Genomic DNA, 22,460 nt, shown 5'->3' on the forward strand with positions numbered 1-22,460 from the left:
GTTTGTCGAGTTATGTAACAAAAAATGAAGTAGCCCGTATAACGTTATATAGGCCGAAGGATTCTTTTTCATCCAAGTTAGTGTAGAATATAGTGGTAATCTTGTCATAATATTGCTTCATTTGCAATACTTCCAAATTCGTTCGGTCTATGAATTCGACAAAAATCTACATAAGCGGAGGTTCTAACAGATGATACGTATGACAGCACTCTTTCGATACATCCTGTGTCTGTGGCTTCTGCTGGGACTGGTGACCTCGGGAGGAACCACGGGCTTTGCGCAAGCGGGCACAGACAAAATGGACGCCGTGCTGGTGGTGGACGTCAGCAACTCCATGTCGGAAAGCGACAAAAACGGCGTCAGCCTGGAAGCGATGAAAATGTTCGTGGATATGACCTCGGCCCAGGGGAACAAGATCGGGGTCGTTGCCTACACGGACAAGATCGAGCGGGAAAAGGCGCTGGTCAATGTCAATTCCGAGCAGGACAAAAAGGATATCAAGGCATTTATCGACAGCCTGCAAAAAGGGGCGTATACCGATATCGCGGTCGGAGTGGGCGAAGCGGTAAAAATTTTGGAGGACGGGCACGACCAGGCCCACTCTCCGATCATCGTGCTGCTGGCCGACGGCAACAACTATTTGAACAAGGCCAGCAGCCGTACACAGCAAAAATCCGACCAGGAGCTGGCGGCGGCGGTCAAGACCGCAAAGGACAAAGGCTATCCCATCTATACGATCGGGCTGAATGCGGACGGCAAGCTGAACCGTGCTCCGCTGCAGCAAATTTCCGCGGAGACAGGCGGCGCGTTTTTTGAAACGAGCACAGCAGACAGTCTGCCGCAAATACTAAGCGAAATTTTTGCCAAACACGCGAAGGTAAAAGTCGTTCCGGTCCAAAACTTCACCTCCAACGGACAGTTCCAGGAGGTACCTATTTCCATTCCGAATGGAAGCGTGCTGGAGGCAAACATCTCGATCACGTCCGGGAAAGCGGTCGAGCTGAAGCTATTCGACCCCACAGGAAAAGAATTGACGATTCCGTCCAATGACATCCTGCTCTCCCGCTCCCGCACGTATTCGCTGCTCAAGCTCGTGCAGCCTGCCCAAGGGGAATGGAAGCTGCAAGTAAAGGGTGCCGACCGGGACAAAATCAACGTCAATCTGATCTTCAACTACGACGTGGGGCTGGAGATGGAGCCGCTCCCGTCCAAGACGTACAAGGCGGGCGATGTGATTCCGATCAAGGCGGCGCTGTCGACCAACGGCCAGCCGGTCAGCCCTGAGCTTTACAAAAAAATGAAGGCCAAGCTGATCGTCCAGGATATGAGCAGCAAGCAGACCAGCGAGATCGATCTGACGAACACCGGCAGCGGGTTTGAAGGCAGCTACACCATCCCGGCCGCAAGCCGGTACGAGATCAAGGTAAGGGCGGAGGAGACCAGCTTTTACCGGGAAACGAAGCCGGTTACCGTAGATGCGTCGCAGGGTGGAGGAAAAGCAACGAGTCCGCAGCCGCCAGCGTCTTCACATACAGAGGAGTCAAGCCCATTTCCGTGGACGGCGGTGATCGTGGGGGCTGTCGGATTGATACTCGTGGCTGCCGGAGCGATCTATCTGCTGTCTGCCTGGAAAAAGGCGAACAAAGGCTTTACGGGCCAGGTCGCCATTGAGATTGTCGATGAGGATACGGGCGAGAAGTCGAGCCCGCAGTACAAAAAACTGAGTGCATTTAAAGGAAAGGTCAAGCTCCACCAGCTCTTGCAGCTCGCACCGGAGTTCCAGGAGACCGAGAAGGTGGTTTTCCTGCCGGGCAAAAACGATACGCTGCTGATTGAGAACCGCTCCGGCTGCCGGATCGAGAAGGCAGGACGCGTCCTCGATGCCAGCAAGGGCAAAGAGCTGAAAAAGAACGACCGCATCAAAATATCACTGACAAGCGTGAACAAGTCCGTTTATGTAGATTACATCGTGTAGGAGTGATCGAAGATGAAAGCAGTAGTGAGAGAACATATCCAACAGTTGGACGTATCGCTTGGCGGAGGAATTGTCAGCGACAAGATTCGTGTCGATACCATCGACAACCCGATGCTCGTCATCGGGATCGGCGGGACGGGGATCGACGCGCTGCTCCGCCTGAAATACCAGGTAAACCGCCGCTTCAAGCTGCCGGTAGACCCGCTCTCCAAGAAGCGGAAGGAAAAGCCGGACAATATCGAGTTCATCGCGTTTGAGACAAACGAGCACGACCGCAACAAGAAGTACAAGGGCATCGGCCTCGATCCGGTCACGGAATTCGTCCTGCTGTCCAATCCGGAGATCGGCGGCGTCCTGCAAAACAGGAGCATTCTGGAGCCGTACATCACAGACTGGCTCTCGCCCGAGCTGACGATCACCGACGGGATCAGCGGCGCGTCCGGCGTCCGTCAGGCTGGCCGCCTGCTTCTGTTTACCAAGATCACGCAGGTCGTGCAGACGATCGAGAAAAAGATCAAAATGCTGTCCGAAGGCACCAACAAAAAGCTGATGGTTTTTCTTTTGACCGGTATTTCCGGCGGAACAGGCAGCGGCTGCTTCCTCGACATCGCCTATATCGTTCGCGGAATTATGGAGCGAGACTTCGGCAGCGCGGGCGTCGACAAGGTCAACACGCTCGGCTATCTGTTCACGCCGGACGTCAACCTGTCCAACAAGAGCCTCAGCTCGCACACCCGCGACTACATCATGAAGAACGGCTACGCCGCCTTGAAAGAGCTGGATTACTGGATGAACGCGGACGAGCGGAATGAGCGCTTCCGCCAGCAGTACGGCAATGTGCTGACCGTCCAGTCGCCAATGCCGCCGTTTAACCTGTGCCATCTGATTTCCGCCACCAACCTGGAAGGCAAGGCGCTGGAAAACGCCTACGACTACTGCATGAACGTGACGGCGGAGAACATCACCAACTTCATGGCCAGCGAGGAAAAACGGTCTGGCGAGGAATTCGCCATTCACGACTATATCAGCAACATCCGCACCAACATCAACCAGATGCCAAAGGCTTATGCCGCCAACTACCAGTACAACGTCATCGGCGCATCCTCGGCCGTGCTGCCGATCGAAGAAATGACGACTTATCTGGCGTACCGCTTGTTCAAGAAAATGGAGAACATGTTTGCGGTCGCTCCGACTCAGGAGGACGCCGAGAAGTTTGCGCGCAAGCTGGGCATTGACGTCGACTCCATTTCCCGCAAGTTCGAGGAGCGCGTGCCCGATCCGCTGCCCGGCTATGAAAACAGCGAACGGCTGAACTACAGCAACGTGATCAGCCAGCAGGTCGTCAGCATCGACCACGAGCTGGAGCAGGGCTATCTGGCCAAAGCACGCGAGGAGTACATCAAGAGCAAGAAGCAGCTTCCAGGAGAGCTGACCGCCACCTTTGGCGAAATGATCACCCGCGTCTTTCTGCACCCGCAGCAAGGACCGTTTTACGCATCCCGGCTGATCCATTCGGACAAAGGCTACTGCCTTTTGAAAATGATCCAGTCTTACATTGAGACACTGAAGGCAAATCTGGAAAGCTATCCGCGCGAGATCGAGGGCGCCCGCGAAAACGCCAACGAAAAGCTGGGCGACGCCCGCAGCGCCTTTATCTCCAAGGAAAAGAAAAAGAACGCCTACATCGAAGCAAAGATCAACGAATACCAGCTTCTGGCCGACCAGGAAAAGCTCGAGCAAATGATCGAGTTCTACGAAGAGCTGTACCGCCTGCTCAACGACGAGAACAACCGGATTTACAACGTGTTTACGGAAATTCTCAACACGCTGAACCAAATTTTCGAAAAGAACGGCGACATCCTGATCAACGGCAGCGAAGAGGTCGACCGCACCGGCAACAAAACGTACTACTGGAATGTTGTCGGCGTTCCCGACATCGCCAAGGTGATCAACAAGATCATGGAGGAGAAAGAGGCGGAGGATTTGATCCGCGACTTCACCAGCGAGCTTTTGAAGCGCTCCGACCAGTGGGTGAAGGAGCAGGAGCTGGACATCGTCAGCGCGATCAGCGAGTTTTTGTCGGAGAAGTTCGGCGACCTGATCACCAAGTCGATGGAAGACTTCCTCGTGATCAAGTACGGCCAGGACGAGACGCTGGACCGCATCGTCGAGCGCAAGATTGCCGGCAAGCTGGATGAAGAGGCGATCCCGGTGTTCCACCTGAGCAACAATCTGGGCAACCTGCACTTCCCGTCCTGGGGCTTCGTGTCGGTGCCGGTGAAGGCTCCAGGCATCCTGAAAGGGATCAAGAACTACCAGAACACCTCGATCAGCGGCTCCCGCTTTACGGTGAAGGAAAGCGAGGTCAAAAACCGGATTTTCTGGCTCAACACGAAGAACGGGATTCCGCTGTTTGTCTACACGCCGCTGAAGGTGTACGAGGAAAGCTACGAGCGCACCATTCTGGAAAAAGAGGGCATCGGCCGCCACCTCGTACAGACGGAGAAAAACAACTGGACCTACCTCCCGTCCCCGATTCCGGAAAAATCCTGGGGAGACGTCTACGTCAACAATCGCGTGCGGGAGTACAACGCGCGAGTGCGGCAGTTGTTCGACCATGCAGTGCGCTACGGCTGCATCCGCGAAAAGGGAACGGGCAGCCAAACAAGCAGCCGATACGAGTGCGTCATCACGAAGCCGTTTGAGCTGAAAGCATTCCTCGCCGGCTGCGGAATGGACGGGGAAGCCAAAAAGGCAAGCCCGGGCGAGATCAAGCGCTGCCTGGCCGAGCTGAAAGGCTTTATGAAGGACGGACTGGAGAAAGAGTACACCAAAGACATCTTCGGCAGCACCAATGAAGAGATGGCGAAGGAAAACTTCATCCGCTACCCGGAATTGATCCGCCTGATGCAGGAGGAAGTCCGCAAATACGAAGAGATCGAGGGGAAAATCGGCGAGCTGGAGAGCATCGTCAGCGCGATGCAGGGCGAAGAAGAGCTGCTCAACCTGTTCATCGAAGCGATGTACACCAGCACGATCTGCAAAAAGGGAGCCTTGTACGTCTACGACAAGGACGAGGAAGAAGAGGCGTGGGAGCCTTTCGTCAATCTGATGAAGGTGAACAAGCACGTGGAGTACGCGATCTACGAGCAGCTCCGCAGTCTGGAGCCGAAACGCCTGACCAGCCTGCAGCGGAAGGCGAGCAAGCGAAGCGACGCCATGACGCTCTCCGAGGATACGCAGGCCCTGATCGGCAAGCTGGATGAGATCGCCGCCACCTTCCAGGAAGTGAAGAACGATCTGGAATACGACCGGGATGAGTACGTCAATGGCGAGGAGCTCTACGATTTTTACAAAAAAGTGTGGGCAAAAGTAAACGACATGCGCAAAACACTGCAATAGCCGGACATGAGGAGGAAGCATGAGGGATTTGATCGAACAGCTCGCAACGCAGTACGCCTCGGACCTCGACACACAACTGGATAGCGGAAACGGACAGCGAAGCATACAAAACCCCGTGCTGTTCCTCTTCATCGGGGATAACAGCCTGGAAGCGCTCCAGGCTGTTTATTCCTTGAATGAACGGCAGTGGAAAAACCACGCAGGGGCGCTCTATTTACACGCGAGCTCAGGCAAAACGCTGTCCGAACCCCGTGTGTACGGTTGCCGGCTGCCCGAGCCGCTCGCAGGCAGGCAAACCTTGCGAAGCGACATATACAGCCAGTTTTACCAGCAGGAGCCGCTGCGCGTCGAGATCAACAAGGTCATGAAGAAAGTCAGCATTCATCTCGCCGAGGCGGGAGGGCATTGCCCATCCGTCCAGCACGTAAACATTGCGGTCGTGACGCGGGCCGATGACCCGGCCAACGTGCTGGTGCCGGAGCTTGTCCTGCTGATGAAAAGCTATTTGTCCGAGGTGTTCAAATACGTCTCTATCGATCTCTACGCCTTGATCCAGGAGAAGAGCAGCGGCGACGATTTCGGATTTTCCGCATCGCTTTCGGTCAGCTTTCTGGAGGAGCTGACGAATTATCAGCGGAGCGATTACCGGTTCAAAGAATCGCTGCAGGTGACGGAGGATCACGTGACCCTTGAGGTGGCTCACGCTGGAAGCCCGCTGTTTTCGCTGATTTATTTGCTCAGCGACAAAAATGAGCGGGGCCTGTTTGCCGAGAACGGCCAAAAGGACAACTACGAAATCATCAGCCGTCTCGTGCTTTTGAACAACAAACCAGCAGAGCCGGAGCTGGGCGAAGGCAACGAGAGCTACAACAAGCACCAGTTTACCCGCAGCATCACAGTGGACAACGTGCAGACAGCCTTTGCCACGGCCGGTTTTTCCAAGGTCAAGCAGCCAAAGGATGCGATCGCCTTGACGGTGCTGTCGCACGTGTACGACGACCTTCTGGAAAGAATGAAGACGTCTCCCCTGCCCGATCCGGCCGGGCTGATGGAACGGCTGGAGCTGGCGCCCCGCCATATCCTGCGCAGCGTTCAGTCGATTTTGCCGGACGGCGGCAAGCTTGACGAAATGACGGGCCTGATGGCGACGGGAGTCAGCTACGCCGAGCTCAGGAGCATGACGCTCAGAGAAGCGGAGCATGCCTTGTTTCAAGGGAGCAGCCAAGCGTTTTTCGAGATGCATTTTGAGCAGCGTGCCCGCAAGCAGCTAGAGAGCCTGCAAATCAAGGAGAAATTCGCCAGACTGTTTCGGGAAACCGTCGCGGAAGATCCGCGCTGCGGCCCGTATGCGGCCTGTCAGCTCACTTCGGGAAACGAGACGCTCCCCACCATTCGCGGCGAGCTTTTGGCAAGAATCAGGGAGACGGCCCGCCTGCTGGAAGAGACGAGGGCCGAATGGGAGGATTTGTACCGGCAGCGCGTCGAGCAGCAGGATTTTAAAAAGGGCGGGTTTTTCACCAGAGAAAAAGACCGGATCAGAAATTTCATCCGCCACCTGCTGCCGCTCGTCTACGGAAAACGGTACGAACTGCTCGGACTGGAAATGGAGCTTCGGCTGCTGCGGGACTGCGAGCAGCAGGCAGAAGAGCTGCACCGCCAGCTTGCGGAGGAATGGGGACAGCTCGAAAGACTGCAGAAGCAGCTCCGCGAGCTCGCGCAAAAAAGCGTCAAGGAAGCGACCGACTACCTCGGGAAAAACATCGACCAGTATTACGGCACACTCGTCCGGGAGGCGATCCGCTCTCTCGAAGCAAAGAAAGGGCCCTTGTTTTACTGGGAGGATCGCTATCTTGGACAAAAGGCGAGCATCTTAAACGGCGGACAAACGGAATCGTCGGCTCTGATCGAACGGCTCTCAGCGCTGTGCCGCCAGGAGATTTTAAGCAGCCCGCTGTTTGCCCTGGCGTTCGAAGACGAGCTGTTGGCCCGGGCCAATGTGGCGGTTGCCTACGAGAACAGAGACGTTCTGACCAAGGAAGAGCTGTTCGAGGATCTCGACCGCGCGCTGGAGGAGAGAGCATCGGTGCATGTAGAGGTCTTCCACTTTTCGCAAAAGCACCGCTACGAAGAAAAGTACTTTTTCGCGGACATCGACAGCGACTTTATCCAATACGTGATGCAGAAGGGTCAGGGACTGCGGACCTGCAAGCAGGGGTGTATACACGAAGCGGGCACAAGCGGCATCGAAAAGCTGCACCTGATGGGCGGCTTCGGACTGGGTGACCTGATGTACTACCGCAACAACAAGAAATATTACGACTCCTATGTGGCGAACGGCTTTGTTTTTCACCGCCGGGAAAAGGGGGTATCCATATGAGTCAAAAAAGAATCAGCATGCTGATGGTCTTGCTCAGTACGATTGGCGGTCTCATCGGGTTTGGTGTGGGGGAAATCATTCTGCACCAGCTGTCCGGCGAGATGCCGCAATGGCTGCTGATGGGCCTGTATATCGGACAGTTCGCATTCTTCGTCGGACTGTTTTGTCTGATTGCTGAAATGATTTCACCAAGAGTGAACGGTACGGGCTGGAGGCAGCGCTATGCCGGTTTTTCCTGGAAAATGCTCGTACCGGCAACATTTATCATGCTGGGCGTGGCCGGTCTGCTGTTCCAACTGCTGTACGGCTCCAACATCCAGCGCTCCAGCGGCGCGGACAGCATCGTCATGGTGCTGGACACCTCGGGAAGCATGCGGGAGACCGACCCCGACGGCCAGCTTTTCAAGGCGGCAGCCGATGTCGTAAACCGGATGGACAACGATATGCAGGTCGCCATCATCGGCTTTAACGACGAGGCCAGCGTCCTGCAGCCGATGGTTTCGCTCGGAGACAGCAAGGTTAGGCAAGGCGTGATCGACAAGCTTGAAAATCACGATGGACCAGGCGGCGGCACCAACATTGACGCGGCTCTGGAAACGGCGCTGAATTTGATCCGGGACCCTGCTTCGGGAGCGGGCAACAGCACCGTTGTACTGATGTCGGACGGGTTTAGCAGAGTAGATACGGACAAAACGCTTCCTCCGTTCCGCGACCAGCACATTCCCATCCATACGGTAGGGATGAGTGCGGTCAGCGCTGACGGAACCGGGCTTTTGAAACAGATTGCGACAGAGACCGGCGGTACGTATACCGATGTGCAAAACGCCGAGCAGCTGACTTCGGCTTTCGGCCAGATTTACGAGCTGAACAGGCAGGACCGCAACCTGATGGGTGAGCGGAACGGAAGCGACAGCGGCCGTCTCCTGTACGCGGTAGAACGGGTTCTGCTGTTGACCGCGACTGGCGCGCTGCTCGGGCTCGCACTTGGACTCATATTCGATAACAAGCACATCGCCAAAAGCTTTTCCATCGGCGGCGCGGTCGCCGGACTTTTGGCCGGTCTGGTGCTGGAAATGGGCTTTGCCTCCACCGGCCTGCCTGGTCCGGTGCTGCGGCTGGTTGCGGATATTTTGCTGGCGCTCGTATTGACGCTGTTCACCATAAACATTCCGGCGCCCGTAAGCGGCCAGCTTTCTGACGCGGGAAGCTTTTCGAGGCGGAGGTATTCGCCAAATAGCAGCCTCGATGCGAAAACGCCAGGCCTGAAGCGGTTTGACTAGTAGAGTGGGAGCATGATGCCTGATGATACAAATGGAAGAAACGGATAACCGGCTGATCAAGTCCGTCTCCTGCCAGGTGCAGGGGAGCGAATGCGTCATCAACTGGCATTGGCCAGAGTCGGTTCCCTGTGTCTACGTGCATAAATCGCGGCTGGATGAACCGTTCGATCCCTTTTTGCTCACGCAACGGGATGTAAAGCTGTACACCCGGGAGGAATACAAGGCAAACAGGGGCTACCGGGAGCCAGTCGAAGGAATCGGACGCTACGCCTATCGGATTTTCCCCTGCGAGCTGAGAGATGGCAAGCCGGTCATGCTCATTCCCGCAGGGGAGGATCATATCGGCCGCGTCAGCACGGGAAAGGCGAAAATCTATTATTCCGTAAAGCGCAGGAAGAGCTGGTTTCGCCCGTATCAATCGATTCAGATCCGGATTTTTTCCGAGCTGCCGATCTCCAGGGACGTGCTTTGCTACGTCAAAAAAGAAGGCTCCTACCCGGCAAACAAGGAAGACGGGACGCAGTACGCGTTCATTTCCGACCTGGAGCCCGGAGAGAACCTGATGCCGGAGATCGAAATCGGAAAAAACGACTACATCCGGCTGTTTTTTACCGACGGAAAAAAATACGGGGAACTCTACGAACTGATTCCCGAATAGGAGGGAACGGAGATGCTTACGTTTCTCAAAAACATGTTTGACAAAAAGCCGCCCCAGAAGGAAAGGCTTCCGTTTTACGATATCGTCTGCCCGTACTGCTTTTCCAAGTATTCTCCGGAAGAGGTGGTCTTTCGCGCGGCTCACCACCGCGAGGACGACGAGGACTACGCCCTGCAGGAGGACGTGATCCTCAACCAGTATCGAAACAAGTTCGGCCTGGACGACATCGAGGAGATCGAGGCCGTGATCCACCCCGAGACAATTCCCGAGGAAAACCGGATCGTCGTCGACAACGTGCTGGTCGGCCTGACGGACAAGTACGGTGTCGTCACCAAGCGGAGGCTTTGCCCCAAATGCCACAACGAGCTGCCGATCACGGCCGGCAAAGCCCCCAGCAACATCATCTCCATCGTGGGTGCCTCCCAGGTGGGCAAATCCGTCTACATGACGTCATTGATCCATACCTTGCAAAACACGACGGCCAATCACTTTAACGCCGCCTGCATGCCGCTGAATGCCCAAATCAGCCGGAAGTTCCGGGAAAACTACGAGGCACCGTTGTTCGAACGCGGGCAGCTTCTTGACTCAACGCAAAAAGAGAAGCGGCAGGAGCCGTTTATATTCCAGTTCATCTTCAAGGACAATGAGCGCGCACCGCTGATTCTCGTCTTTTTTGACGTCGCAGGCGAGGGCATGGTCGACCGGGAGTATCTGGAGATTTATGCGGCCCACGTGAAAAATTCCTCGGGCATCCTGTTCCTCGTAGACCCGCTGCAGATCCGGAAGATTCGCGACAAAATCCAGTTGAATGCAGGGGATGAGCCCGGAGAGTTTACCGCCAAGTACGACGAGCCGCGCGAGGTTGTCATCACCATGTTTGAAAACTTCATCGGGTACGAGCAGGAAAGCAAGACGCACATCCCGACGGCAGTCGTGCTGACCAAAAGCGACATGCTGCACCTCCTGAAGGAAGAGGACGGGGAGTACATCAAATCCAACAGCAATGTGTTCCGCAACTATGTTCATGAGAAGCATTTGAATCTGACCGAGTTTGAAAATATCAACGGGGAGATTCGCCGGTTCATCGAAAAAGTGGATCGGCCGTTCAAGGACGCGCTGGATGTCTACTTCACCAATACCGCCTTTTTTGCCGTATCCGCATTGGGAAGCAATCCGGTCAATCAGAAGGTGAGCGGAGTCGTCACGCCTGTCCGGGTAGATGAGCCGTTTATCTGGCTCCTGCACCAACTGGACTACATCGAGGGGAGAGAGTGATTGTGACGCGGCATTTGATCGAGCAGCAATACTACACGCGCGGGCGCCAAGGCATTTTCCGCTCCAACGAGGGGTACGATACCGTCGCCAAATCCCCGGGGCTGGACAATTCGTTTATCAAGAAGACGCTCCACCCGTTCTGCGTATACGACGCCCCGCGGGAGCTCCAGGAGAGAGAAGCGGACCCGCGGGAGTACCCAGATGCGCTGATCTGCTTCCGGGCCGAGACGGGGGAGCTGGTGATCGGTCAAAGCGTGTATGCCGGCGCCGATTTTACCGGACAGCGCAATACGTTTTTTTCCCACAACTACGTGATCCCGGCCCTTCGCCGGGACGAATTTTGCCTGCGCCCCCGCAAAATCTTCGGAATCGAAGGCTTTGACCGCAAGCATGACGAGACAGCGGGGAAGGACTTGCCATCGCTTGAGGACATCCCGTACCGGGAGGGCGATCCGGGAGACAGGAAACGGGCACTGGCCCGGCTCGGCGTAGATGAACGGACCTTCAAGCAATTGCTGTACGCCGTCATGATGTCGCTCTCGGCGAAGAAAAAGGTGTTTGTCAGCCTGGACGGCGAGGTTGGAACAGCAGCCGCATCCGCGAGGGAGCTGATGGAAATCCTCTACGGCTGCCTGCCTTACGAGATGCGCCGGCACATCGGCTTTCTGACCTACAGCAACGAGCCGCAAAGCAAGAAGCACATCAATGTCATGTTTGTGCAAAAAGACAGTATCCGCCCCGGAGCCGGCCACATCGACAAGGAATTTCTGTTCGATCTGCCAAACAAGCGCATCTGGAATGCCGATTTGCAGGAAGGGGAACACGAATATCTCGATTTTGCCTGGATGTATCTGAATGAGCCGCGTGTGCTGGCGGATTTTTATCAGTTCGCGGAAGAAGTGCTGGCTGGCGACGAGAGCGGAGCTGGCTTGCGGCTGGCTACGTATTACGAGCTGTGCCCGCTGTTTCTGATCGAAAAGGGCAGAATGGCCGTATACGAAAAGAACCGCGCAGCTGTATGGCAGGTCATCCTGAATTATGTGGAGAATGGCCAACTGAAAAACAAAAAGCGGCTGCAAGAGCTGCTCGTCGGCCTGTTTCGCGAAGAAAAAGCGGCTGTCGCGGCCCGCGTGCTGCCTGCTGGCGAGCTCGTGCGGCTGATCATCCAATCCGGCCGCGTCGTCGAGCCCCGCAGCAAGCAAAAAGAGATGGTATTGTACCTCATGGACGTGCTGCTGAAAGGCAGGCTGATGCAGCCCGGGAAGTACTTAGGCGAGGTGTACAAGCATCTGGCCGCCGAACCGGAGATGTTTTCGCTGGTCATGAGTACGGCGTTGCGGCATGAGCAATTCGTGAAGCCGCTGTTTGAGGAGTATCTGGCCAAACGGCTGGAGGCTGCGCTCCGCATCGAGGACGTATTGAAGGAAATCGGCTTCTGGGCTGAACATGCGCCGGAGGCATTGCGAAACCCGTTCTTCAAGGAGGCGACGCGCAACAAGCTGCTCGCCCAGTTTCGCGGAAGCGGGCAAAAAACTGATGCAGCATCCCAGATCCACCGATTTTTCCGGAAGTCGCGGGAGAGCAGCGACTACGCCCGGGAAACGCTGGACGAGATCGACCGCTGCCTGTTGAAATACGTCAACCTGGAGACGCTGTCCCGCGAAGACTTTGAGGGGATCGTCGAACTGTTGGAGGATAAGCCGCAAACGTTTGCCAGAGAGCTCGATCTGGAAAGCAGGGAAACGTACGATCTGCTGATGAATCTGGCTGCGCTGGAGCAGGCCGAGGTGATTCCGCCCCCCGAGGAGTTTTTCCGCTCCTTTGACCCGGACGAGATCGACAAACAGCAGCGCCTCTTGAGAAGGCTCCTGGGGGAAAAGCTGGACCAACGGAGCTTTCCGATGGTATGGCTTGCGTTTTATCAGGCAGACTCCCAGTCGATCCACGATACGCCGTATGACAGAATGCTTTCCTTTGTCCATGAAAAGGGCGGGGAAGAAAGCGTGTATCCGTTTGTCCAGTGGACGATTACGGAACGCAGCTTCTTCCACGGGAAAGCCCTCGCGCCCGGTTACCGAGCGGCGCTAAAGCGGTATTTCCTCGAAGACAAGGGACAAAGGCTGCGCGACAAGGCTTGGCGGAAGAAATGGTACGCCGTTCGAAACGCCGACTTTCGGAGGGTGCTGGACGAGGTGCGAAACGAGAGCTCGAATGGATTGGTGCGCCTCTTCCGGCGGCATACAGGCATCATGGTCATCGGCACGGCCCTGCTTGTAGCCGGAGGCTCTGTCGGCGGTGTTATGCTCTATACGTCAAAACAAACGACGCCAGCCACCGGAGAAGCAGGCCACCCTGCATCTGGAAGCGGGACCGGCAACCCCGGTACAGGCGTGTCCGTGCCGGGCAGCGGTGAGGCAAATCCGCCTGTTCGGATCTACGGACCGATGCTGCCTGCTGGAAATGGTACCCCAGCGGGAGATGCCGGGAATGCTGGAAATACCGGGGATGCCGGAAATGGTGGAAGTACCACCGGAAATTCTGGAAGTACCGGAAGTGCTGGAAATAGCGGAAACGCTGAAAACACGGGAAATACCGGTAATACCGAAAATACGAACAGTCCCGGGGATACTGGCAAAACCGGAAGTGCCGATACTACCAAGGATGAGTCAAATGCCGGAAGCTCCGGCACCGGGGAAAACGGTCCAAATACAAGCCCGACGCCAAAAACAGGCGATGGGCAGTCCTCGCCGTCGCCCCCTTAGGCACTGCCTACAGGCTCCGGATAGCGGTAAACAAACGTACGACGAACAATCCGTCACGAACCGCCGGTACAGCAAATTATACGCAAACAGACGCACCAGCAAACATACCGTACACAAACCAAAGCTGCCCATTTTGACGTGCAAGCTCGAATGGAAGCAGCACTACGTCATCGCAAAACCAAATAAACAGCAAGCCAAAAGCCGTGACCAGAACAGTCACGGCTTTCTTTTTTTGTAAGCGTGCCCAGCAAGCCGTTAATTGCTAGTTGGTGAAAGTCCAACCGAGGCAGGAGCCAAGTCACCTCGTAGCTGACAGGCAACTGGTGGAGAAATCCTAAGGTTGAAGCCCTGTGACAAAGTAACTCGAAAGAGTGCGAGCAAATCAGCAGGCCGTAACATAAAGTGAATCCTGCAGCCTCGTTAAGAAAGACCACCGAGAGGTGGACAAAGGGAAGCCGAGCTTGTTTCATATGGGCGAAGGCCAAGGACGGTGTGGAGAACTTGGAATACAGCACCTATGAATCCCTCGGGGTATGGGGAGCGGTATGTTGAGAAAGTAGTTAACGGAACTGGGGAGACCCTACTCTGCACGCCCCGTCAGGAGCGTAAAACGGAAACCTATAACCGTAAGGGAAGTGGTGGATGGCAGAGAGGGAGTCGGAGGGGTTCATAGTACCGATGAACATAAGGACAACACAACCTTATGGAGGGAAGGAGCCCTGCTTTGTTCACGGGTCGAAGGAGGTAAGAGTGAGTGAATGCAAGTAAACTTGCTAACTACACCGATGTAAAAGCTCGACAACTTTGGACAACCCTATATCTTTGTGCCAAGGCAAACTCAAAACGGCGATTTCATGCCTTGTATGACAAAATCTACCGCCCGGATATTCTAGCGACAGCTTGGAGGAGAGTAAAAGCAAATAAAGGGAGCGGAGGAATCGACGGACAATCCATCGCACAGATTGTGGAGGAGTATGGGGAGAGCCGTTTTCTTAACGAGATCTATCTAGATTTAAAAGAAAAGCGGTATCGTCCACATCCGGTTCGTCGAACTTACATCCCTAAACCGGATGGCAAGAAACGTCCACTCGGCATCCCGACGATCAAGGATCGGGTGGTCCAAATGGCTACTAAGCTAGTCATTGAACCGATCTTTGAAGCTGATTTTCGGGACTGTTCTTATGGCTTTCGGCCAGGAAGAAATGCTCACCAGGCAATTGCACAGATACGCAAAGCAAGCAAGAGGTGTTATTGGGTCGTAGATGTTGACATTAAAGGGTATTTCGACAACATCAACCATGAGAAGTTGATGAAACTGGTCGAAATGAGAATCAGCGACAGACGTGTTCTGAAACTTATCCGACAATGGCTGCAGGCTGGGGTCATGGAAAATGATCAATTCCATGAAACAGAACTGGGAACTCCGCAAGGAGGGGTAATCTCGCCTCTTCTTTCAAACATCTATCTAAACTACATGGACACCATTTGGGAAAATCAATTCTCCCATCTTGGCACACTTATCCGCTATGCGGATGACTTCGTTATCATGTGCAGAACCAAACAAGAAGCATTGGAAAGCATTCAAGTGCTGATGGCTATTCTAAACAAGCTGGAGCTTAGTCTCAGTAAAGAGAAATCTAGACTCGTTAATATTTGGGACAATTCCACTGGGTTTGACTTTCTTGGGCTGCACCATCGCAAATTCCCCGTGTTCAACAAAGGGGGGAGCAAGGTATTTGCTATGTCTCATGTACCAGCTAAGAAAGCAATGAAGGAAATGAGACGTAAAATTAAGGAATACACTGCACCAAGGAACAAACTGTTTCTGTCTCTAGAAGAGCTAGTGAAAGGGCTAAATCGCAAGCTAAGGGGGTTCAAGAACTACTACTTCATCTCGCCCATCGCCAAACGATGGGCAAGACGGATAGACTGGTATGTGATTGAACGCCTTACAATCTTCTGCAACAAGAAAAGAAGCAAGCGGAATAAACATGCCGGAAAGCTGAAGGTCATACAAAACACGCAGGGTAGTTTATTGAAATTAGCCGGATAAAGTAAGCCGAATGCCAAAGAAAGAAGAACATCGGAAAGCCGTATGAGGGAAAACCTCACGTACGGTTTGATGAGGGGGAGCTGAAATGAGCAAGGCGACCATACGGTCGCCCGAAAGTTTCAGTTCTCTACTCTACAACAGGGATGCACGCTGGCGGCCCTACATCCGCGTTGCCGCCAGCCGTTTGGTCTGCCCGGCCAGATACAGCAGGAACACCAGCAGAACAAGACCCTGGGCAATGATCGCGCCGCTGACGGTTGTGCCGAGATAGATGATGACGTAGTAGATACCCGATCCAACCAGCATGAGCGCGTTCTCGACAAAGTTCTGAATGGCAATCGTTTTTCCCGTACCGACCATCTTCTTTCCTTCCTCCTGCAGGACGGTGTTCATCGGGACGATAAACACGCCGCCCATAAAGCCAACCAGGAGCAAAAACAGGATGGCAACCGCCGTGATATGAAACAGCGGGAACAGCAGGATCAGCACAAACATCAGAAAGCCGTACATGATCGAGCGGTAAAACCGCTGCAGCGGAATCAGCTTGGGAGCGAGAAACGCACCGGCGATAATCCCGATGGATGTCGTTGCCAAAATCAGCGAGACCGCAGAGCTTTTCGGATCGATCCCGAGCGCGATCGGAATCCAGGCGATAACCGCTACGCGAAGGACCGAGGAGCTCATCCAAAAGGCGCCTGTTCCGACAATGGCGAATCCGGTCTCCGGCTTTCTGAGCAGCTGCCGGAAGTGTGCAAAGAACAAACGGGTTTCCGTGCCGTAGCGAATCATCGCGTTTCCGTTGATCCTCGGGATGTTGAACGTCATCAACACGGACAAGCCGTACAGAACCAGACAAATGGCGGACGATACGAGGGTGGGGGTCATGGCGGCAATCGCGCCGCCGCCCCCGATCCCGGTCAAAATGGCGATGATCGTATACGCTTCGATGCGGGCGTTGGCATGGAAGAGCTGGTCTTCATTTTGCGTCAGCTCCGGCAGGATGCCGTACTTGGCGGGAGAGTAGACGACCGCCCCCACCCCGACGGTAAAGTAAGCGAGCATCAGCATCAGGATACTGCTTTGGTCAATAACCAGAAGAATCAGGACACCCAGCACCTTGATCAGATTGCCAACCACCAGCACGAGCGACTTCGGATGCTTGTCGGCGAAAGGCCCCACGAGCGGGGCCAAAGCGATATAAGGAAGAAAGAAGGCCATCGAAACAAGCGCCAGCATCACGGGTGAAAAGCCGTTGTCCTGCAGCAAATTGGCGATGACAAACAGGATCATGTTGTCGGCAAAGGCAGACAGGAACTGGGTAAAGTAGAGGGCCTGCAGCGGTCGCATTCGATTTTTCATCATGCGGGTTCTCCTTTTTCAGCCATTTGTTTCAGCGTAACGTAGTCCGTTTTTCCGCTGCCAAGCAAGGGCAGCGCTTTGGTCCAGCGGATGGAGGACGGGAGCAGCAGGGGAGAGAATTGCTTCTCCGCCAGGTAAGCCCGAAGCCGATCCAGCTTTGCCGTTTCATCTGTCGTGTAGAGGAGAATGCGCTCTCCTTTGCGAGCGTCGCTGATCGTGACGGTGGCAAAATCGGAATGGCCAAAGCACTGGGCAGCCAGCTCCTCCACGAGATTGAGCGAAACCATCTCTCCGCCGATTTTGGCGAAGCGCTTCAGACGCGACTGAATGGTCAAATATCCGTCGGCATCGGCTTCCACGAGGTCGCCTGTGTGGTACCATTCCTCGCAGGGAATAAACCCTTTGCCGTGAATCAGGTAGCCCTTCATGACGTTCGGGCCTTTGACGAGCAGCTCGCCGCCTTGGGTGATGCCTTCTACCTGCTCTAGCTGGTATTCCATGCCGGGCAAGAGACGCCCGACCGTACCCGGCTTGTTGGCCAGCGGCGTGTTCAGCGAGAGGATCGGGGATGTCTCTGTCGCACCGTAGCCTTCGAAAATGCGTACCCCGAATTTGTCCATCCACATCTGCCGTACATCGGGCTTCAGCTTTTCCGCTCCGGCGAAAATATAGCGGAGCGAGTAGAAGTTGTACGGATGAGCATATTTGCCGTAGCCGGCGAGGAATGTCGATGTCCCGAACATGAGCGTGATGTTCTGGTCGTAGCACAGCTCAGAGATGACCTTGTAATGAAGCGGACTCGGATACAGATAGGCCGGAATGCCCGCGATGACTGGCAGCATCGAACCCGCCGTCAGGCCAAAGCTGTGGAACATCGGCAGCGCGTTTAAAATCTTGTCCTGGTTCGTCAGATCGATCACGCTTTTTACCTGCATGATGTTGGCGTACAGGTTGGTATGCGTCAGGACGACGCCCTTCGGCTTGCTTTCGCTGCCGGAGGTAAACAGGATCAGCTCGTTTGTCTCAGCCTTTGACCGCTTGCCGGTCAGGTAGGAGACCAGGGCGGAAAGCTTGTTGCCTGTCGTAGCGGACGCCTTGACATCCTCCAGGTAAACGATGTGTACGCGCCCTTCCAGTCCGTCAATCAGATGCTGCAGCTTTCCTTTTTCAATAAACACGCGGGAGGTCAATACTGTTTTGATCCCGGCCGTTTCGCAGCAATCCAGAAGCGAGCGGATGCCGAGCGAGAAATTCAGGATCGCCGGGGTCACGCCGATCCGGAACAGGGCAAACAGTGTAACCAGATGCCCGACGGATGTCGGCAGGAGCACACCTACCGTCCGCTCGCCTTTCAACAGGTTCTGCATTTTGTCGCCGAGCAGATAGCTGCCGATGAAAAGCGTCCGGTAGTTGATGGACGATGTCATGTCTTTGGCGATGACGAGCTTTTTGCCGTGAATCCTGGAAGCCTCCAGCGCTTCGTTGAACATGTTTACATTCTGTTTCATCCGAGCCTGGAACAGCTCGCGCTGCATCGTGCGCAGGATCAGGTCGCTTCCGGCTGCCTTTTGCTCCCGCATCGAGACGTTTTCCTTTTTATGCATCGTAAATGGAGTGCCGACCGTGATGTCTACCTTCGGGAACCAGACGATGCGCAGCTTGCCTTTCAGATACGAGAATACGGAGCGCTCGAGGCCCTGGATGATGACCGGGTAAACGGTAGCGCCGGTTCGCATCGCCAGATAGCCTACGCCGCTGTAGATCTTCATCAAGCCGCCGGTTGTCGTGATGCGGCCTTCCGGGAAGATGACCAGCGAATCGCCGTTTTTGACGACGCGGATCATATGGCGAATGGAATAAGGATTCATCGGGTCAACGGTGATATGTTTTCGGAAACGCAGGAAAAGTGAAAACTTTTTTGCGATCTCTGTATTGGCTACAAAGGTCGTGTTGGATGGAAGGCAGAAGGACAGGAGCACCGCATCCAACAAAGAGACGTGATTGGGAATGATGATGCCCGGCTGGGAGAGATCCAGCTTGCCGAGGCCATGGACACGCGGGCGAAACCAGAGCATCAGAAGCCATTTGATAAAGGTATAAATGAGAACCATCTGAACCACACCTTTTCTTGTGATAAGGACCGGTCTTGTTAGTTCTCATTCTACGCGGCGCCAGAAGTAAAAAAAGTACCAACTTTCATTGGTACCTGGTCATAAGACTACCGGATAAGGCTGTGAGGAGCTGGAAAGCCGCTCAAAACAGCTTTTTTTGTTTGGCCTTGGCCGCCGCTTCCTTGCTCGTTTTGACGCCCATTTTTTTCAGGATGCGGTTGATGTGGTTTTTGATCGTGCGCTTGGTGATGTGCAGGGTCTGCTCAATCTGGGATTGCGTCTGGCCCTGGTGGATGAGCTGCAGGATGTCCTTTTCCGCCGGAGACAGCAGCTTCTGGTCCTCGCCGCTTTTCAGCCGCATGAATTCGTTTCGAAGCGCGGCGGCGGCGGTGGGATGGATGGCGGACTGGCGCTGATAGGCGGCGCGGATCGCACCGGGTATTTCCTTGAAATTGGACTTGCTGATGTAATTGACGACCGCCGCGGCGGAGAAGGATTCGACGATGACCTCCTCTGCCGTCAGCGAGGTGAGCATGATGATGGCCAGCTCGCGGCCCATCTCCGTCAGCGCCAGCGCGGTTTCGATCCCGTCGAGATTGTTCTCGGTCAGGTTGATGTCCATCAGCACGACGTCGGCTTCGCCGTCCTGAAACCAGGCGAGCGCATCGTCCTTGGCGGCGGCCTCGCCGACGATGGAGAGATCGGCCTCCTTGCTGATGAAATCAATCAATCCCTTTCGCCACACAGGGTCGTCCTCCACGATATAGACGCGGATTTGTTCCATGGGTCTCCCTCCTTTTCACAGGTGCTTTCTTTATTCGACTGACTCCACCCGCTGGTGCGGGAAGTACAAGAAGACATTTGTTCCCTCGTCCTTGACGCTGTAAATTTCCAGGGTGCCCTGGTGTTTTTGCATCACGTTGTAGCAGTAGGAAAGCCCGAGCCCGAAGTTTGTCCCCGTCTTCTTGGTCGAGAAGAAGGGATCGAGTACATGCGGAAGGTTTTCCTTGGCGATCCCTACGCCGGTGTCGGCTACGGCGATGACGAGGTGTTTCTTGGATAAAAACAGGTGCAGCGTTAGCGTGCCGCCCTGCTTCATCGCCTCCAGGGCGTTCATGGTCAGGTTGATCAAAATCTCGCGGACCTGCACAGGATCGCAGCGAAGCAGCCACTGGTCGTCCAGCTCTGTCCGGATATCCACCTGCTGTTGTTCCGCGAGGGGGCGCAAATTTTGCAGGACGTGCTCGATCAAGGCGGCGGGCTGAATCGTTTCCTCGCGCAGGGCAATGTCCCGAAGCTGCCCTTGGATGCGATTGACCATATCAAGCAGGTGGGAAGTGGACTGCTTGATCACTTGTATATCTTCCTGCAGGGCAGGCTGGTTGGTTTTCTCCGCATAATCCTGCATCCGTTCCGTGTAGAGCGAGATTTTTCCCACTTCGTTTTTGATGGTGTGGTTAATGATTTGCGCCCCTGACGTCATCGCCCGGAGTGTGCTGTCCAGACGACGTTTTTCCACGCGCCATTTGACTCCGAGAAAGCCGTACTTGACACTGATCACCAAAATCAGAAGAAACTGAATTCCGACGATCAGACTGTTGTACCTCCAGGCTTCATAGTGGTTTTGCGTCCGCATCACGTAAATGGTAATAAACACCAGAAGCACCGGGAAAATGACGAGAATATTGGTAAACAGCCTGCTCTGTTTCACGAGCGGGTCTTTTTCCTTTTTGTACAGCAAGATGAGGATCAGACTGGCGGCGATAAAATACGGAATCACCCATGCCACCATCAGCCAGTAGTCAAACTGCAGCACCGGGTAGATCGGTGTGATGAGCAGCATGATCAGGGGCGGGAGCAGAGCCGCATACTGGAGAATGGTCTTGGTCTTTTGCCGCAGAAAATCTCCGGAGTGTACGGCGAACATGAGAAACGCGTAAGGCAAGCCCACCTGACAGATAAAGGACGAGACCCTGCTGGCCATGAGCAGCGCGGCGGACAGGGCAGCGGAAAGCGGAAACGAGTCCTTTACGAGCGGCAGGAGCGTCTCGTCGAATACGGCGGACAAGAACCCGCATCCTCCGACGAATGCGGTGGCGCTGGCCCAGCGTGTAGACGTGTTTTTCGGATCCGTGTACAAGACAAAGGCCCCGAAGGCCCATATGGCCAATAAGATGAGAACCATCATGGCGGCTTTTCTCCTGTCATTTGTATAGATTCCATTATACCGTACCGGAGCGGCAGGCGCCTTATTGGCAAGGTTCTCTTTTGCGGAAACTTTTGCTTCGCCCCGTCCAAAATCAAGCGGAAACAAGCATGGCTGACAGAGAAAAGGAAAAGCGCCGGCAAAACGCTTCAAGCTTTCTGATGGACAAATAAAAACAGGCCCCTTTTTCTACATGATAAGTAGAGAAAGGAGCCTTTTCCTTTGCTTCGTGCTTCTCTATTTTTTTACCGGATCTTTCGGAACAAGCTCAAAAATCTCATGCGACTCCATCGTGTCGATGAACCGGGAAAGCCAGTCGTAGTAAGCCAGTGCGTTGTCTATGCGGGTGATGCTTCTCTCCACGCGCGCCTTTAAATCTTCGGAAAGCTCTTCGTTCTGGAGCAGGGATTGGAGCTCCAGCCGGGACTTTTTCATCGCATGCACATTTTGCTCGGAAGCAGCTCTCCATTTCAAGGAGAAGAAATCAATAAAGGTCTGGTGCCAATCCAGATTGACCTCGTAGTGATCCTTCCGTGTGCCTTTTTTCCAGATTTTGTCCACCATCTGCAAATCCATCAAGGTGCGGACACCTGTGCTCATGCTCGTTTTGCTCATGCCGAGCGCTTCGCCCATCTCGTCCAAGGTCATGGCTTTATCCTGAAACAGCATTGTGCCATACAACAGACCAGTAGACATCGTAATCCCATACAGCTCCATGTTCTTGGCTAGTGTCTCGATGACCTGTTCCTGGGCCTTATTCAATTTTTCTTCATGTTTGTCTTCCATTTTGAAAAGAGCAGCTCCTCTGGTCAATTTACCTGTTAACGATTGTACTAATGAAGTTTGCGAAAGTAAATAAACGAATCTTACCGTATATGCTAGATATACTGAGAATACGGAACAAAAAGTACGTAAAGTTTTTTCTGAACAAAGATTACGCTCGAATATGGCCCCTTACCAAATTTGTGGAAACAAAGGGCCGACCGATACAATAAGAGGGTC

Annotated in this window: 13 protein-coding genes; 8 read left to right on the forward strand and 5 right to left on the reverse strand. The window is 54.4% G+C overall.

Annotated features, from left to right (window positions below):
* Nucleotides 1-190: 190 nt before the first annotated feature.
* From V5G20_RS02345 to ltrA, 8 genes are all read left to right on the forward strand, one after another.
* Nucleotides 191-1,975 (forward strand): vWA domain-containing protein, encoded by a 1,785-nt coding sequence (locus V5G20_RS02345; protein WP_122958303.1) that lies wholly within the window; start codon nt 191-193, stop codon nt 1,973-1,975.
* A gap of 12 nt (nt 1,976-1,987) precedes the next feature.
* On the forward strand, nt 1,988-5,377 hold the full coding sequence (locus tag V5G20_RS02350) for a tubulin-like doman-containing protein (RefSeq protein WP_031932511.1): 3,390 nt from the start codon (nt 1,988-1,990) through the stop codon (nt 5,375-5,377).
* A gap of 19 nt (nt 5,378-5,396) precedes the next feature.
* Nucleotides 5,397-7,754, forward strand: a complete 2,358-nt coding sequence (locus V5G20_RS02355) for a hypothetical protein (protein WP_031932512.1) — start codon at nt 5,397-5,399, stop codon at nt 7,752-7,754.
* Nucleotides 7,751-9,034 (forward strand): vWA domain-containing protein, encoded by a 1,284-nt coding sequence (locus V5G20_RS02360; RefSeq protein ID WP_003388645.1) that lies wholly within the window; start codon nt 7,751-7,753, stop codon nt 9,032-9,034. Before V5G20_RS02355 ends, V5G20_RS02360 begins: the two co-directional genes overlap by 4 nt.
* A gap of 22 nt (nt 9,035-9,056) precedes the next feature.
* The gene (locus V5G20_RS02365; protein ID WP_003388644.1) at nt 9,057-9,692 is read left to right on the forward strand and encodes a hypothetical protein; all 636 of its coding nucleotides are present in this window, start codon (nt 9,057-9,059) and stop codon (nt 9,690-9,692) included.
* Nucleotides 9,693-9,704: 12 nt separating this feature from the next.
* Nucleotides 9,705-10,967 (forward strand): TRAFAC clade GTPase domain-containing protein, encoded by a 1,263-nt coding sequence (locus V5G20_RS02370; protein WP_122958304.1) that lies wholly within the window; start codon nt 9,705-9,707, stop codon nt 10,965-10,967.
* A 2-nt stretch (nt 10,968-10,969) separates the two neighbouring features.
* Nucleotides 10,970-13,729, forward strand: coding sequence for a hypothetical protein (locus V5G20_RS02375; RefSeq protein WP_338463133.1), 2,760 nt, complete (start codon nt 10,970-10,972; stop codon nt 13,727-13,729).
* A 754-nt stretch (nt 13,730-14,483) separates the two neighbouring features.
* Nucleotides 14,484-15,782: a group II intron reverse transcriptase/maturase gene (gene ltrA / locus V5G20_RS02380; RefSeq protein WP_024985477.1), complete on the forward strand. Its 1,299-nt coding sequence runs from the start codon at nt 14,484-14,486 to the stop codon at nt 15,780-15,782.
* Between the two features lie 159 nt (nt 15,783-15,941).
* On the opposite strand, the gene lplT is transcribed toward ltrA, so the two are convergent.
* From lplT to V5G20_RS02405, 5 genes are all read right to left on the reverse strand, one after another.
* Nucleotides 15,942-17,141: a lysophospholipid transporter LplT gene (gene lplT / locus V5G20_RS02385; protein ID WP_122957995.1), complete on the reverse strand. Its 1,200-nt coding sequence runs from the start codon at nt 17,139-17,141 to the stop codon at nt 15,942-15,944.
* On the reverse strand, nt 17,141-19,252 hold the full coding sequence (locus V5G20_RS02390) for an AMP-binding protein (RefSeq protein WP_003388637.1): 2,112 nt from the start codon (nt 19,250-19,252) through the stop codon (nt 17,141-17,143). Before V5G20_RS02390 ends, lplT begins: the two co-directional genes overlap by 1 nt.
* 142 nt (nt 19,253-19,394) lie before the next feature.
* The gene (locus tag V5G20_RS02395) at nt 19,395-20,036 is read right to left on the reverse strand and encodes a response regulator (RefSeq protein ID WP_003388636.1); all 642 of its coding nucleotides are present in this window, start codon (nt 20,034-20,036) and stop codon (nt 19,395-19,397) included.
* 30 nt (nt 20,037-20,066) lie between these two features.
* Complete coding sequence (locus V5G20_RS02400) at nt 20,067-21,440, reverse strand: sensor histidine kinase (RefSeq protein WP_024984501.1); 1,374 nt, start codon at nt 21,438-21,440, stop codon at nt 20,067-20,069.
* A gap of 255 nt (nt 21,441-21,695) precedes the next feature.
* Entirely contained in the window at nt 21,696-22,244 is a 549-nt protein-coding gene (locus tag V5G20_RS02405) for a GbsR/MarR family transcriptional regulator (protein WP_338463134.1), read from the reverse strand.
* Between the last annotated feature and the right edge of the window lie 216 nt (nt 22,245-22,460).

The organism is Brevibacillus borstelensis (assembly GCF_036700025.1).
Taxonomy (GTDB): domain Bacteria; phylum Bacillota; class Bacilli; order Brevibacillales; family Brevibacillaceae; genus Brevibacillus; species Brevibacillus borstelensis.

What these genes read in the sequence shown, in the direction of transcription:
- V5G20_RS02345 (WP_122958303.1), top strand. Translation starts at nt 191, where the DNA reads ATGATACGTATGACAGCACTCTTTCGATACATCCTGTGTCTGTGGCTT.
- V5G20_RS02350 (WP_031932511.1), top strand. Translation starts at nt 1,988, where the DNA reads ATGAAAGCAGTAGTGAGAGAACATATCCAACAGTTGGACGTATCGCTT.
- V5G20_RS02355 (WP_031932512.1), top strand. Translation starts at nt 5,397, where the DNA reads ATGAGGGATTTGATCGAACAGCTCGCAACGCAGTACGCCTCGGACCTC.
- V5G20_RS02360 (WP_003388645.1), top strand. Translation starts at nt 7,751, where the DNA reads ATGAGTCAAAAAAGAATCAGCATGCTGATGGTCTTGCTCAGTACGATT.
- V5G20_RS02365 (WP_003388644.1), top strand. Translation starts at nt 9,057, where the DNA reads ATGATACAAATGGAAGAAACGGATAACCGGCTGATCAAGTCCGTCTCC.
- V5G20_RS02370 (WP_122958304.1), top strand. Translation starts at nt 9,705, where the DNA reads ATGCTTACGTTTCTCAAAAACATGTTTGACAAAAAGCCGCCCCAGAAG.
- lplT (WP_122957995.1), bottom strand. Translation starts at nt 17,141, where the DNA reads ATGAAAAATCGAATGCGACCGCTGCAGGCCCTCTACTTTACCCAGTTC.
- V5G20_RS02390 (WP_003388637.1), bottom strand. Translation starts at nt 19,252, where the DNA reads ATGGTTCTCATTTATACCTTTATCAAATGGCTTCTGATGCTCTGGTTT.
- V5G20_RS02395 (WP_003388636.1), bottom strand. Translation starts at nt 20,036, where the DNA reads ATGGAACAAATCCGCGTCTATATCGTGGAGGACGACCCTGTGTGGCGA.
- V5G20_RS02400 (WP_024984501.1), bottom strand. Translation starts at nt 21,440, where the DNA reads ATGATGGTTCTCATCTTATTGGCCATATGGGCCTTCGGGGCCTTTGTC.
- V5G20_RS02405 (WP_338463134.1), bottom strand. Translation starts at nt 22,244, where the DNA reads ATGGAAGACAAACATGAAGAAAAATTGAATAAGGCCCAGGAACAGGTC.